Here is a 15,835-nt window from a genome sequence, read left to right as displayed (position 1 = left end):
TAATTATGAAAAGCAGGAGCTGAGAAGTGATAAGAATAGCACAAAATGTTCTTTGACTCCTGCGGAAAACAGGAGGTATTGCCAATGGCAAAAAGAAAGAACAAAAAAATTATTGTGAAAAGAAACCGATTGAAAGGCAACACAGCAACTGCAAACCGTAAATACAAAGATACAGTATTCCGTATGCTGTTTTCAGACAGAAGGAATCTGTTGTCGCTGTATAATGCAATCAATGAAACTTCCTATACAGATGCAACTCAATTAGAGATTGTGACACTTGAAAATGCAATCTATATGGGAATGAAGAATGATCTGGCATTTATTATAAATACGAATCTGTTTCTGTATGAACATCAGTCTACGTATAACCCGAACATGCCTTTAAGAGATTTGTTCTATATCTCCAGTGAATATCAGAAACTGGTGGATTGGAAATCTCTGTATACATCAACAAGACTGAGAATACCCACACCAAATTTTATCGTATTCTATAACGGAACAGAGAAAAATGAAGATCGCTGGGTTGAATATTTGTCAGAGTCTTATGAAAATATGTCTGGCGAGCCAAATCTTGAACTGAAGGTTATTACATTAAATATAAATGTAGGGCATAATAAAAAACTGATGGAAGAATGCCAGACATTAAGGGAATATGCTCAGTATGTTGCGAAAGTACGCAGATATTCTGAAGAAATGGAACTGAATACGGCTGTAGAATGTGCGGTAAGTGAGAGTATTCAGGAGGGAATTTTAAAAGAATTTCTGCAAAAGAATCGTGCGGAGGTTATTGCTATGAGTATATTTGAATATAACGAAGAAGAAGAAAAAAGAAAACTTAGGAAAGCGGAGTATGAAGCTGGTATGGCAGAAGGAGTAATGAAAACTAAAAAAGAAACCGCAATTTCATTGGCTGAAATGGGATTATCTGTGCAGCAGATTGCTCAGGGAGTAAAAGTAGAAGAAAAGACTGTATATAAGTGGTTGAATGAAAAAAAGAATATGAAAACCACATATTAAAAATAATGGAAGCGGAGTCCACATTAACTGTAAATGTGGGCTCTTTTGGACTAAATGAACACATAAAAACACAACCCTATTGGATTTATCTATATCAGTATGTTAAAATAATTAATTGATAAAGAATTTTAACAGATAGAGCAATAAAAAAATAACTACTGATTTTATTTTATAAAGAAAAAGGAGCTTTTAAATATACTATGGAGAAACTTGTTATTGGTATCCTTGCCCACGTAGATGCAGGTAAGACTACGTTGTCGGAGGGGATTTTATATTTAACGGGAAAAATCCGTAAGCTGGGGCGTGTGGATCATAAGGATGCGTATCTGGACACTTATAACCTGGAGAGGGAGCGTGGAATTACGATTTTTTCCAAGCAGGCGGAGTTTGAACTGGGAAACAGGGGGATAACTCTTCTGGATACACCGGGACATGTGGATTTCTCGGCAGAGATGGAGAGGACACTGCAGGTGCTGGATTATGCGATTCTTGTGATCAATGGTGCAGATGGAGTGCAGGGACATACCATGACGTTATGGAGACTTCTAGCAAGATACCAGATTCCGACGTTCCTGTTTATCAATAAAATGGATCAGGACGGAACAGATAAAGAGAAACTTCTGGCAGAATTGAAGAAGAGATTGAGTGATAACTGTGTTGACTTCACCTGGGAAAACACAAGTGGAATGGAAAATAGTACTGACGAAACAGCAGAGAAAGCAGAAGATGAAATATCAGCTCTGCAGTCTCAGTTTCTGGAAGATATTTCTGTCTGCGATGAGGAACTGCTTGAAAAATACCTGGAAACAGAAGAGATTTCAACATCAGATATCCGAAAAGTAATCAAAGAGCGAAAACTTTTCCCATGTTTCTTCGGTTCTGCTCTGAAAATGACAGGGGTAGAAGAATTCCTTCATGGGCTGGAAAAATACTGTGAGACACCAGAATATCCTTCAGAGTTTGGTGCAAAAGTATTCAAGATTGCCAGAGATGATCAGGGCAATCGTTTAAGCTATATGAAAATCACCGGAGGAACATTGAAGGTAAAGGAACTTCTTACAGATACAGAGAAAGCGGATCAGATCCGTATTTATTCCGGTGCGAAATTTGAGCTTGCAAAGGAGGCTCCTGCAGGAACCATCTGTGCAGTAACCGGTCTTTCCCAGACACATCCGGGACAGGGCTTTGGGATTGAACGGGAATCCGAAATGCCGGTTCTGGAACCTGTATTAAATTACAGGATTCTGCTTCCTGAGGACTGTGATGTTCACCAGATGCTTAAGAAACTCAAAGAGCTGGAAGAGGAGGAACCGGAGCTTCACATTGTATGGAACGAGCAGCTTGGAGAAATCCATGCCATGCTGATGGGTGAGGTTCAGATTGAGATATTAAAGCATCTGATCTGGGAGCGTTTCCATGTAGCAGTAGAGTTTGGCACAGGAAATATCGTATATAAAGAAACAATCGCAGAGCCGGTAGAAGGTGTAGGCCATTTTGAACCGCTGCGTCATTATGCAGAAGTACATCTGCTTCTGGAACCGGGAGAGCCGGGGAGCGGTCTGCAGTTTTTTACTGCATGCAGTGAGGACGTGCTGGATCGTAACTGGCAGCGACTGATCCTGACTCATCTGGAAGAACGGGAGCATCCGGGAGTACTGACCGGTTCTCCCATCACAGATATGCAGATCACACTGATCACAGGACGTGCCCATCTGAAACACACAGAGGGCGGCGATTTCCGGCAGGCGACGTACAGGGCTGTGCGGCAGGGATTAAAGAAAGCAAAGAGTGTCCTGCTTGAGCCATATTATGAGTTCAGACTTGAGATTCCGGGAGATATGATCGGGCGTGCTATGACTGACATTCAGAAAATGAATGGAACCTTCCAGCAGCCGGAAGCAGATGAGGATGATATGATGATATTGAAGGGGAGTGCACCTGTATCAATGATGCGCGATTACCAGACACAGGTAACTTCCTATACAAAGGGACGTGGCAGATTATTCTGTTCATTAAAGGGCTATGCACCATGTCAGAATCAGGATGAGATTGTACAGGAGATGGGATATGATTCCGAACGTGACCTGGACAATCCCACAGGTTCTGTATTCTGTGCTCATGGAGCAGGATTTGTGGTACCATGGCATGAAGTAGAGGATTATATGCACTTAGAGGGTGTCGACGAGTCTGAGCCGGGTGGTACCATACCGAAGGGTGAAGAAAGTATAGCAGGAAACAGGAATGGAAGGAATCAGGGAGATTCAGTTTATTGCCCGCCAAAGAATGCCGGCGTAGGAAGCTATGAGGATGAGGAAGAGCTGAAAGCCATTTTCGAGCGCACATTCGGACCGGTCAAGCGTTACAAAGAACCACAGTTTAAGAGAACATTTTCTGCAAAATCTGACAGCGGCAGCTATTACCGCAACAGTTCTTCTACTAAGAAGAAAGAAAAAGAATATCTCCTTGTAGATGGCTATAACATTATCTATGCCTGGGAAGATTTAAAAGAGCTGGCAGATGCAAACCTCCATGCAGCACAGACAAAACTGATGGATATTCTGAGCAACTATCAGGGCTTTAAGAAATGTACGTTAATTCTTGTATTTGATGCTTACAAGATAGAGGGCCATGCAGAGGAAGTGATCACCTATCATAACATTCATGTAGTCTACACCAAAGAAGCTGAGACAGCGGATCAGTACATTGAGAAAACGGTTCATAAGATCGGCAGGGAAAACCAGGTAACGGTAGCAACATCCGATGGACTGGAGCAGATCATTATCATGGGACAGGGTGCTCACCGTATGTCTGCCAGAGGTCTTCGTGACGAAATAAAAGCTACAGAAAACCAGATTCGCCAGCAATGGCATGAGAAACGTCAGAGCAGTAAGAATTATCTGATCGACAATATTTCTGATGAAATGGCACAATATATGAAAGAGAAAAGACTGGAAAAATAAGAAGGACTGGCTTTTAAGCCAGTCCCTTTTCTTCTAACCAGTCATAAAGTGTTTTCCTGTTCGCTTTACGCTGATGAGCCATATGATTAAACTGCAGGATTGTAAGCAGAGTAAATACTACGATCAATCCGATCAGTACATAAACTGACTGACGGATACTTGTGCCGCCTGCAATTGTACTTCTGAATGCATTTACTGTATAGGTAAATGGTACATAAGAGTGGATTTTGGATACAAATTCCGGAGAAATTTCTACCGGATAAGTACCAGCGGAGCCTGCAAGCTGGATTACCATGAATACCAGCATAAGGAAACTTCCAACCTTACCAAAGGTAATATTGAAGAAATACATAATAGATGTAAATGCCATTGCTGTCAGGCAGGCAAATAATACTGTCTTTGTCATCTCTACAGGTGTAAATCCATTGAATACATGAAGCAGAATGATCAGGAAAAGTCCCTGGAGGATTGCTACCGGATAAAGAATAGAAGCTTTGCTTGCCCACCATGCAAATCCTGATTTCAGTTTGCCTTTGTATGTAGTCAGAGGATACATCAGGCAGAAGGCCAGTGCACCGACCCAGAGACCGACAGACATCATGTATGGTGCCATTGCATGACCGTTGTTTTCTACGGTTGTGATCTGGGTTTCCTCATCTTCGATCGGTGTTGCGAACATGCTGACAGTTGTATCACTGGATTTCGTGCTCTTTACCTGATCTGCACCTTCACTGAGGTTGGATGACAGTGTAGAGGATCCATCCTTTAATTTTGTCATGCCATCTCCAAGTTCTTTGGAACCATCATAGAGCTGAGAGGAACCACTCTGAATCTGGGAAGCACCGTCTGCAAGTTTCCGGGCACCGCTGGTCAGTGAATCATTATTGGCAACCAGCTTCGCTGTTCCACTTGCCAGAGTTTTTGTGCCATTACTGAGGGTATCAGCGCCACTTGCCAGGGTTTTGGCACCATCGGCAAGCTGTCCGGTTCCACTTGTCAGTGCTTCATTGTTAGAAGCGAGAGTGGACACACCATCCGTGTACTCTTTGATTCCATCATTAAGTGTAGAGGCTCCTTCTGATAACTGAGAAGCACCTGAGGAAATCTGAGGTACAGCAGCAGTAAGTTTCTTACCTGCTGATTTCAGGCTTGCAGCACCGTCTGTAAGTGTTGTGTCATTGGAAGTCAGAGTTTTGAATCCGTCATTTAATGCTTTCACACCTGCGGCTGCCTGTGGGAAAGATGCTGTGCTGTTTTCCAGTGTAGTCAGTGCAGAAGAAACAGACTGAGTTCCTGCATTTACTGCCTGAGCACCTGCATAGAGCTGTTTTACGGCAGCAGTCACAGAGCTGAATGCATTACCGGAAACATCCGGGATCTGACCTGCACCTGCATTCATCTGATCTGCACCTGCAGACATATTCTGTGCGCCGTTACTTAAAGTGGAAGCACCGTCAGAAAGCTGACCTGCAACTGCATTCATCTGTTCAGCTGCGGAATTCAGTTCAGAAACCCTGGAAGAAAGTTCAGAGGACATACTGCTTACGGCGTTGCTGATCTCACTGGAATACTGTGCTGCGAAAGAACCATCCACACCTTCCAGATCTGTAACAGAAGAGTAAAGTGCATCAGAAAGTCCGGCAATAGAATCAGCGGAGATCATACCATTTTCATCTGCAGAAGCTGCGGCATTATCCAGAGCTGCTGCGACATTCTGCATTGCCTGCATGGCGGTCTGAGCAGAAGCAATCTCGCTGTTGGCTGTTTCGAGTGCGGAAGAAGTAGCCTGAGTATACTCACCAAGTGCAGAACCAATACTTTCTGCTGCGGAAGATGCCTGAGAAGCTGCATCCTGAAGTCCCGGTACAAGAGTATCGGAGATCTGGCTGCTTACCTGGCTGATCGCATCGGAGGCATTGGAGATTCCGGTTGCTGCGGAGGTCATCCCTTCACTGGCATTTTCCATTCCTGTTTTTGCCTGGCTCAGTCCGGTGGTAAGTTTGTCAACGGAAGCAGCGGATGCACTGTTCTGTAAAGCTGACAACTGTGTGTAGAGCTGTCCCAGACCATCCTCAAGCTGCTGGGTTCCGTCTTTTAATGCAGCGGAGGAATTACTTCCTTTGGAAACTGCTGCATTTAACTGGGAAATACCGCCGGATACCTGACCGAGATTTTCCAGTCCGCTTAACTGAGAAGCACCGGCTGCTAACTGCCCGGCACCTTTTACATAAGCGGTAGTTCCGTCTGCGAGAGAATTTGCACCGTTAATATACTGAGTAGCTCCATCTGCCAGTGTTGTCACACCTGCGCTCAGGGAATTAATTCCTGATTCCAGGGCACTTGCCCCTTTTTTCAATTTCTCAGAGTTTTCATTGAGCTTTGCAACACCGTCTGTGTAATTTTTAACACCGCTGTTGAGAGCATCGATTCCGGATGTAAGTTCTGGTACTTTTGCTGTCAGTGTGCTGACACCGTCATCAAGCTGTCTGGCACCTTCATTTACCTGGGAGACACCATCTGTGTACTCCTGAATACCTTTTGTAAGGGTTTCGGCGCCATCTGCGAAAGTCAGTGTGCTGGAAGAGAGTTTCTTCAGATTCTGGGTGATGGTCTGGTTTCCTTTGGCAGCAGATTCGATGCCGTCCTTGAGCTTACCGGAACCATCGGCTGCATCCTGCATACCGTCTCCGACTTTGGCTATCTGGTCAAAAATTGTCTGTGTATAGGTTTCTGTTACTTTGGTGGCAACTGCATCTTTGATCTTCAGCAGTGCGGTTTCACTTAATTTGGAAGCAATATAGTTGGTTCCGGGGTTGGTTTCGTATTTCAGCTCCATTTTCTTAGGTTCATCGTCCATAAGTGTGGCAGCATTTGCGGAAAAGTCTTCCGGAATGGTAATTACCATATAGTAAGTACCGTTTTCCAGACCATCCTCAGCTGTACGGCTGTCTACGAAATTAAATGCCATAGAATCATTTTCACGTAATTCTTCTACCATGTCCTTTCCTACACTTAGCGTGGTGCCATCGTAGTCTACAGGTTTGTCTTCGTTGACAACTGCTACAGGAAGATGGTCAACACTTCCGTATGGATCCCACATGGATTTCAGAAACAGTCCTGCGTAAATGATCGGGATTGCGATAATTGCAATTACCACAACGAACATGATCTTATTATGCAGTAGATTTTTCCATTCGTTTTTGATCATACCTTATCCCTTTCTTTCTATATTTGGTTGTAGTGAAAACTGTTCGGTTTACAGCTAGTGGGCCTGCAAGATTGTTTCAAGAATCAACTTTTCGGCACACTAATGAGCTGGAGTGGAACAGTAAGGTGCTGATAAACAGCAGATTGAATAATCAAAACATAATCGATTAACAGTTATGAAAACTATTAATCAACAAGGTGTTGATTTTTTCCATGGATGGTATTATACTAAAACTAAAAATAAGATACAACCATTAAATTTGCTATTTGACGTATATTAATAGACATATTTGTTTAAAATGACTATTTTTACACAGAATCTACATTTAGGATAAAATATACAAAAACATGAGAATAAAATTGGTGATATTTACAATTGAGCCAATTGAGAAGGTTGTGAAAAGCAATAAGCATTTACCCAGGCCAAAGGCAGAAGACGGAATGACATAACAGAGATGTCTGGGCGTTTTATGGAATTGCTATAGAATGTGAAATAAAGAACAGGGGGAAATGTTAATGGCAGAAAAAGTAGACAGAAGAGTACGAAAAACTAAAGCACAGCTTCGGGCAGGTCTTGCACGACTGATGCAGAAGAAGAGCATCAAGGAAATTACAGTTAAGGAACTGGTGGATGAGGTAGATATTAACAGGTCTACGTTTTATCTTCATTACAGTGATATTTATCAAATGCTGGAGAGCATTGAAAATGAGCTGATGGATGAGATTGCTCAGGTAATTGAGGAGCATCCTCTGGATCTGGTACAAAATGGAAGTTCTTATCCGATGATCGAGCATATTTTTACAATTCTTGATAATAATAAGGATATTTGTATTGCTCTGTTGGGAAGCAATGGAGATATGGGGTTTGTGAGCAGGATGGAGAAGATGGTTGCAGACACTGTTCTCCGGCAGTTGTCCGGAAAATTTGCAGCAGATAACCATGACGTGGAATATGTTTATGCATTTTGCCTTAATGGATGTGTGGGAATGATCAAAGCATGGCTTTCTTCGGAACACCGGGAATCAACCAAACATATTGCAGAACTGACTAACAGAATGATCGAGAATACGACACATGACTTCCTGCGGCAGATACCAAATGCATAAATCCTGTGCATCGTGAAGTGGGTTATCGGGCACGGAGTGAACAGTAATGATTTGACAAAATGATGCCCTTCTGCTATGGTTAAGCCAATATAAAGCAGGAATAAAAAGCAGAAGTAATAAAAGGGAGATGCAGTCATGAAAGAAAAGCTTACACAGAAGGATGTTGAGAAAATCCAGCAGGAGATCGACCATCGCAAGCTGGTTGTGCGAAAAGAAGCAATCGAAGCTGTAAAAGAAGCAAGAGCCCAGGGAGATCTGAGTGAGAACTTCGAATATTATGCGGCAAAGAAGCACAAAAACCAGAACGAAAGCCGTATCCGCTACCTTGAGAATATGCTGAAAACAGCAACTATTGTTTCTGATGATTCCAAAGACGATGAAGTTGGAATGGACGATATTGTAGAGGTATATTTCGAGGAAGACGATGAGATTGAGAAATATAAGTTGGTAACTTCCATAAGAGGAAATTCCATGGAAAACCGCATCAGCATTGAATCTCCCATTGGTATGGCATTAAAAGGTCACAAGGTTGGAGACAGAGTGGAAGTGAAAGTAAATGATAACTACAGTTACTTCCTGGAAATCCGTTCTATTGATAAGACCGGTTCCGAGGATGAAGAAATCCGCGGATTCTGATAATAATACTGTTGAATATTAAGAAAGAACTATTGTAAGAGATGAACACAGGTTAGTGTCATAGCTCTTGCAATGGTTCTTTTTATTTTTATATTAACAATACGGATGGATTTATGGAGATTTTTCACAGAATGAATAGGATGACTGGAAATTTTACATGGATTTAACATTCTCATGGGGATGATTTTACAAAGCATGGTTATGATGGGAAACAAGTTAAATAACCATATACTTATGAAAAGGGAAAAGGAGAATAATCATGGATTTATTCAGTATATTAACATTGATCGGAGGCCTTGCATTATTTTTGTATGGTATGAATGCAATGGGAGATGGCCTTGCGAAGGTTTCCGGCGGAAAGCTGGAGAAGATTCTTGAAAATCTTACTTCAAATCCGATAAAAGCAGTGCTTTTGGGAGCAGGAGTAACAGCAGTGATCCAGTCATCTTCAGCTACGACTGTTATGGTAGTAGGTTTTGTAAATTCAGGGATCATGAAATTATCACAGGCAGTAGGAGTGATCATGGGTGCCAATATCGGTACCACGATCACTTCCTGGATCTTAAGCCTGACAGGAATACAGAGTGACAATTTTATCATTCAGATGTTTAAACCAACATCATTTTCCCCTGTGCTTGCGATCATTGGTGTGATTTTCATTCTGTTTATCAATGATTCAAAGAAGAAAGATATCGGAACAATTTTTATTGGTTTTGCAATCCTGATGTACGGTATGGATATGATGAGTTCTGCTGTAAAACCCCTTGCAGAAGTACCGGAATTTACAAATCTGTTACTTAAATTCTCAAATCCGTTGTTAGGTGTTATAGCAGGTGCCCTTCTTACTGCAGTGATCCAGTCATCTTCTGCATCCGTAGGTATTCTGCAGGCCCTGTGTCTTACAGGTGCAGTACCGTTCAGTGCAGCAATCCCGATCATTATGGGACAGAACATCGGAACCTGTATTACTGCAATCCTTTCTGCAATCGGAGCCAAGAAGAATGCAAAACGTGCAGCAGCAGTACATCTGTATTTCAACCTGATCGGTACGGTTATCTTTATGACTGTATTCTATCTTATAAATGCAGTTGTTGGATTTTCTTTCTTCCATCAGGCAGCAACACCGGCAGGAATTGCTGTTATCCACAGTGTATTTAATGTTACTGCAACGATCATTCTTCTTCCTTTTGCAAAGGGACTGGAGAAACTTGCCTGTCTTACAATCCGGGACAAAAAAGAGGACGTTGTTGTTTCAGCAGAGGACAGAGAATTTATGATCCTGGAGCCTCGTTTCCTGGAGAAACCGGCATTTGCAGTAGAGCAGAGCCGCAATGCAGCAAGAAAAATGGCAGAAGAATCCCACAATGCACTGTTTACAGCACTGAGTCTGGTGGATAAATACAGTGAAGAAGGCGTAGAACGTGTGGAAAACATGGAATCCAAGGTTGACCGCTATGAAGATGAACTGGGAACTTATCTGGTGAAGCTGAGCCACAAAGATATCTCAGAAGCAGACAGTCACAGCCTTTCCATTATGCTTCACTGTATCGGGGATTTTGAACGTATTTCTGACCATGCTGTAAATATTATGGAATCAGCACAGGAGCTTTATGAAAAAGGACTGAAGTTTTCCGAAAATGCAAAGAAAGATCTGGAAGTGCTGGGACAGGCAGTAGAAGATATCGTAAATACGGCATATGAAGTTTTTGACAAACAGGATATGAAACTTGCGGAGAAAATTGAACCGCTGGAAGAAGTGATTGATGAACTTTCCAAAGAAGTGAAACGTCGTCATGTACAGAGACTGAGAAACGGTGAATGTACAATAGAGATGGGATTTATCCTTTCAGACATTACAACCTGTCTGGAACGTGTGGCAGACCATTGTTCCAATATTGGAGTCTGTGTGACGCAGGTGAATGAAGATCTGTATGATACTCACAGTCATCTGAATATTGTCAAGAGCCATCCGGACGAAACATTTTATCATGAACTGGAAGACGCACGAATCAAATATCAGCTTTCATAAAAATAAACAGGTAGATGACAAAATTCCATTGCCGCAGGCAATTTGGAATGAATTTTGGCAACGTTACTGAGAACGAAATGAACAGTAACGGATGATGTTATTTGCATGATCAGGAAATCCGGGCACTCTGAAGTATCTGAGAGATATTTCAGAGAAAATGGCCGGATTTTTGCTTTAAAGAAATGAAGCAGATGCCGGATATCTACTTGTACAGGGATAAAAAAATAAGTATACTGAAAAAAGAAATACACTTGTGACGACAAAGCAGGTGATAAATAAAGGGGAGGCAAAGCAGAATGATCTATTGTGTAGAAGATGAGCGGAATATCAGGGAGCTTCTTATTTATACACTGGAAACAACAGGATTTAAAGCCAGGGGGTTTGGTAATGGCAATGAACTGATGAAAGCGCTGAAAGAAGAGATACCGGAGCTGATCCTGCTGGATATCATGCTTCCGGGAGATGATGGCTATACCATTCTGGAACAGCTGAAAAGTATGCCGTCTGTAAAGGATGTGCCGGTGATTATGGTTACTGCAAAAGAAGCGGAATTTGACAAAGTAAAAGGTTTGGAAGGCGGAGCCGATGATTACATTACCAAGCCTTTCGGTATGATGGAATTTGTTGCCAGAGTAAAAGCAGTTCTCAGACGAAGTACCCGTCAGAATGAAGACAGGGAACTGCATTACGACGAGCTTTATCTGAATGTAGGACGTCATGAGGTGCGTTACCGGGAAGAAAAGATCGATCTTACCCGAAAAGAATTTGAACTTCTTCAGTATCTGCTGGAAAATAAAGGACTTGTTATGACAAGAAATCAGATTCTTTGTCATGTATGGGGATATGATTTTGACGGTGAAACCAGAACTGTGGATGTCCATGTGAGAACCCTGCGCCAGAAACTTGGCGAGGCAGGAAATCTGATCGAAACGATCCGGGGTGTGGGATACAGGATCGGTGCATAATAGATAAAACAGACGAAAAACAGGAGTGGAAAAATGAAGCATAAAATATTCAGTCACACCAGTTTACTTATTATCTTATCCGTAGTACTTACATTCCTGGCAGCAGGAACTGTCATGTATAACAGATATGATATTTATATGAAACAAGGTGTCAGAGACGAAGCTGCATACATTAAAACAGGTCTGGAAGAAGATGGTCAGGACTTTCTTACAGATAAGATAGGGGATGCCACCAGCAGCCGCATCACTCTTCTGGGAAAAGATGGTGATGTGTTGTTTGACAGCATTGAGAATCCTTCTGAAATGGAAAACCACAGCAACAGACCAGAGTTTATTGAAGCTGAGAAAAAGGGATTCGGTGAAATGGTCAGATATTCTGATACCCTGTCAAAACAGACTTTCTATTATGCAATAAAATTAAAAAATGCTCAGGTTCTTAGAGTAGCCAGGACAACAGACAGTCTTCTGATGACTATGCTATCCAGTTTCTTGCTGCTTGGAGGACTGGTATGTGTGATCTTTGTGATCGAGTTTTTTCTGGTACAGAACCAGACACAAAAGCTCATCGAACCGATCAATCAGATTAATCTGGAAAAGCCGCTGGACAATGTCTGCTATGAAGAACTGAGACCGTTACTGTTTCGGCTAGATCAGCAGAACCGACAGATTAAGAAACAACTGGAAGATCTGAAGAACGCAGAGAGTGCAAGAAAAGAATTTACCGCAAATGTTTCTCATGAATTGAAAACGCCGTTAATGTCCATTTCCGGATATGCGGAGCTTATGATGAATGGAATGGTACCGCCGGACAAGATGCAGGATTTTTCCGGCAGGATTTTTCATGAGTCCGAGCGTTTATCCAATCTGGTTGCAGATATTATTCAGCTTTCCAGACTGGATGAGAAGAACGGAGAAACTATGTTTGAACAGGTTGATATCGGAGAGCTTGGGGAAGATGTGATTAACAATCTGCAGAACAGGGCAGCAAAGAAAAAGATTAATCTGGAATATACAGGCGAATCTGCACAGATGCAGGGAGTACGCCATGTACTATATGAAATGTTCTACAATATCACAGATAATGCCATCCGCTATACCCAGGATGGTGGAGACGTAAAGGTTTTTGTGGGAAAACTCAATGGGAAACCGTACTTTCGTGTGGAGGATAATGGAATAGGTATTCCGGAAAGCGAACAGCAGAGAATCTTCGAGCGTTTTTACAGAGTGGACAAGAGTCATTCACGTGAAACCGGAGGTACAGGTCTGGGGCTTTCTATTGTAAAACATGGCGCAGTTTTGCATCATGCGAAGATTCTTCTGGACAGTGAGCCGGGTAAGGGAACGAAGATGGAAATCCTGTTTGATCAAACTAAGTAAACCTCCTGCGGAGCTGTTATTCGTTGTAGAGCCTGCGTAGTGAAACGGATAATTTTGTTTGGTGTTGAAAAGAGAGTGAACAGTATTCGACATGGTTGTTAGAAATGTATAAATTTTGGGGATTGACAGACAAGTGATTATTGGAGAAAATAAAATCAGACAGTTATCCATGTAAAAGCAGGTACAATGGAGGGTATTTTCAGTATGGAAAAATGGAGAAGCATTGCAGCGGGTATGAGCTGTTTGTCAATGCTGTTCGCAACAGGAGCGGTTACTGTATCAGCATCAGATGAAATCACAGAAATTCCGGAACAGAGTATTGTATACTGGTCCATGTGGGAAGAAGATGAACCACAGGCAGATGTGATCAGAGAAGCAGCAGAAGCTTATGAAGAAGCAACAGGTATTTCTGTAGAGATTCAGTGGAAGGGCAGAGGAATCCGGTCTCTGATAGAACCTGCCCTGGATGCCGGAGAACAGATTGATCTTTTTGATGATGATTATCAGAGGATGGCTCAGGAACACAGGGATTATCTGGCAGAATTAAAAGGAATGGCAGATACTGTGGATTATGAGAAGCATATTATGCCGGTACTGTTGGAGCAGGTGAAGAACTGGGGAAATGGAGAACTGCTTGCAATGCCGTATCAGCCTTATATCACAGGCGTCTGGTATAATAAGGATTTATGGGAAGAGGCTGGACTTACAGAACAGGATATCCCGGATACCTGGGAGAAACTGATCAGAGTATGCCGTAAGATTAAAAACAGTGACAGTGGCCTTAGTGCCATGACCTGCGATGAAGAGTATGTGAATCTTCTGTATGGATATCAGCTTGCCAGATACCTTGGACAGGAGAAAGTGCAGCATCTGATCCGTAACTGTACCTGGTCACAGATTCCGCAGGCAAAAGAGGCGGCAGATGATATCAGAATTTTGTTTTTTGCGGGATATATGAGTCAGAGTGCACCGGCACAGCATCCGGAAGGTCAGGATGAAGTGGGAGATGGCGAGGCAGTCATGGTGCTACAGGGCTCCTGGGTTCCGAATGAAGTGACAGAAGCTACAGAATCTGATGATTCCTGGGGATTTTTTCCATGGCCTGCAGTAAAGGCCGGAACAGACGGCACAGAAGGTGTTATGGTGGGAGCACAGGGATTTGGAGTCACGAAGGATTCGCAGATGAAACAGGAAGCTTTTGATTTTGCATATTCCATCTGTACCGGGGAAACAGATATGAAAATGACAGATGCGGTTAATTCCATCCCGGCAGATACGGACAATACACAATGGCCGGAAGTGCTGGCAGATGCAGTACCGTATATGAAAGAGATGTCAAAGCCGTACATGTGGGCTGCAGGTCTGGAGGCAGATCCGGATTATAAAGAACAGATACAAAGCGAACTTCTGAAGCTTACAAGATTAGAAGAAACATCGGATGAATTTATAGAGAATCTCAGCAATATGAAATAAGAAAAAGGCTGTTCAACATTATGAAAATATTGGTCTGGTATTACTGGCGCTCTCGTTCTGAGAGCGCCTTTATTGATGTGATATATTCTGTGGGTGTCATTCCGGAAATTTTTTTAAACTGTCTGGAAAAGTAATGGATGGAAGAGTATCCCAGAAATTCTGAAATCTGTGTGAAGTTCATTTGGTTTTCGCGGATCAGTTGTCTGGCATAGGCGATCTTTAACCGGGAAAAGAAATCCATGGCGCCACACTGATGTTGTTCCTGAAATATTTTCTGAAGCTGGGAGCGTCCGATCATATTGTCATGGCACAGATCGCAGAGTGTAATATTTTCCCGGATGTGGTCTTCCATATAAGCAATGACACGCTTATAGACAGCGGAATTATTTTTCAGATTCACAAATTGGCTGACAGGTACAGTCATGGGAGGAGAAGAATTTCTCCGGATCATGTAGATCAGCATCTGCTCAAGGTAAATACGGATAAGCTGCTGAGAACCAAACAAAAAATTTTCTTTCTTTTCCATCTTTTCTGTATAAGGATCATCCAGAGGGGTTTTGATACAGCGGCGTGCCTCGGCAATTAGCATTCCCATGAGATTTCTCTCAGAATCAGAAAGTTTCAGCAATTTTTTCTCAAAGAATTTCATACATGGAGAATCGCATTCAAAAGAAACTACCACAATATTAGGTGCGGTATTTCCTATGGCAATAAGGTTATGAAATTCATTTGGTCTGTGAAAGATGAGCTGTCCGCTTGTCAGATGGTAGATACCGTTATCTGTCTCTATTTCTGCCTTTCCCTTATCTACACATTGAAATTCCCAGAAATTATGGCGTTCTCCTGCAAAGTGAAAATCGCTTTTGTATTCAAAATAGTGGATTGTATAAATCCGGTCAATATGAATATCTTCTTCCAGATACATACTCTCAAAAGCCATTACTGCCACCTCCCTTAGCCTGTCCGAAAACTGCAATATGGTTGTTGTGTATAAGTATACAACAAAAACAGATGAAAAACCAGTTGAAAATGAATTTTTGTACAAAAGAAATGGACGTTTGTGC

General features: G+C 42.3%; 10 protein-coding genes. 8 read left to right on the top strand and 2 right to left on the bottom strand.

What is annotated here, in order from left to right:
* Positions 1-84 precede the first annotated feature (84 nt).
* Complete coding sequence (locus I4V44_RS12490) at positions 85-1,017, top strand: hypothetical protein (protein ID WP_196002801.1); 933 nt, start codon at positions 85-87, stop codon at positions 1,015-1,017.
* A gap of 200 nt (positions 1,018-1,217) precedes the next feature.
* Complete coding sequence (locus tag I4V44_RS12485; RefSeq protein WP_196002800.1) at positions 1,218-3,977, top strand: translation factor GTPase family protein; 2,760 nt, start codon at positions 1,218-1,220, stop codon at positions 3,975-3,977.
* Between the two features lie 13 nt (positions 3,978-3,990).
* Here the strand turns inward: I4V44_RS12485 and I4V44_RS12480 are convergent, their stop codons facing one another.
* Positions 3,991-7,185, bottom strand: a complete 3,195-nt coding sequence (locus I4V44_RS12480) for a YhgE/Pip domain-containing protein (RefSeq protein WP_196002799.1) — start codon at positions 7,183-7,185, stop codon at positions 3,991-3,993.
* A 515-nt stretch (positions 7,186-7,700) separates the two neighbouring features.
* Here I4V44_RS12480 and I4V44_RS12475 point away from each other — a divergent pair.
* The 6 genes from I4V44_RS12475 to I4V44_RS12450 all read left to right on the top strand — a co-directional run bounded on the left by I4V44_RS12475 (position 7,701) and on the right by I4V44_RS12450 (position 14,771).
* Positions 7,701-8,291 (top strand): TetR/AcrR family transcriptional regulator, encoded by a 591-nt coding sequence (locus I4V44_RS12475; RefSeq protein ID WP_055153387.1) that lies wholly within the window; start codon positions 7,701-7,703, stop codon positions 8,289-8,291.
* A 135-nt stretch (positions 8,292-8,426) separates the two neighbouring features.
* On the top strand, positions 8,427-8,927 hold the full coding sequence (greA, locus tag I4V44_RS12470) for a transcription elongation factor GreA (RefSeq protein WP_008705914.1): 501 nt from the start codon (positions 8,427-8,429) through the stop codon (positions 8,925-8,927).
* Positions 8,928-9,186: 259 nt separating this feature from the next.
* Entirely contained in the window at positions 9,187-10,956 is a 1,770-nt protein-coding gene (locus tag I4V44_RS12465; RefSeq protein ID WP_008705912.1) for a Na/Pi cotransporter family protein, read from the top strand.
* A gap of 296 nt (positions 10,957-11,252) precedes the next feature.
* A complete protein-coding gene (locus I4V44_RS12460; RefSeq protein ID WP_055153383.1) occupies positions 11,253-11,921 on the top strand; it encodes a response regulator transcription factor in 669 nt (222 codons plus the stop codon).
* Positions 11,922-11,954: 33 nt separating this feature from the next.
* Positions 11,955-13,298, top strand: a complete 1,344-nt coding sequence (locus I4V44_RS12455; RefSeq protein ID WP_196002798.1) for a sensor histidine kinase — start codon at positions 11,955-11,957, stop codon at positions 13,296-13,298.
* A 204-nt stretch (positions 13,299-13,502) separates the two neighbouring features.
* Positions 13,503-14,771 (top strand): ABC transporter substrate-binding protein, encoded by a 1,269-nt coding sequence (locus I4V44_RS12450; protein WP_243280276.1) that lies wholly within the window; start codon positions 13,503-13,505, stop codon positions 14,769-14,771.
* A gap of 40 nt (positions 14,772-14,811) precedes the next feature.
* Here I4V44_RS12450 and I4V44_RS12445 read toward each other — a convergent pair whose 3' ends face one another.
* Positions 14,812-15,711 (bottom strand): helix-turn-helix domain-containing protein, encoded by a 900-nt coding sequence (locus I4V44_RS12445; RefSeq protein WP_196002796.1) that lies wholly within the window; start codon positions 15,709-15,711, stop codon positions 14,812-14,814.
* Between the last annotated feature and the right edge of the window lie 124 nt (positions 15,712-15,835).

Origin of the sequence: Blautia sp. 1001283B150304_161114_C9, from assembly GCF_015668165.1 — a bacterium.
GTDB classification, from domain to species: domain Bacteria; phylum Bacillota; class Clostridia; order Lachnospirales; family Lachnospiraceae; genus Blautia_A; species Blautia_A wexlerae.
This window is presented reverse-complemented; position numbering and strand designations above follow the sequence as displayed.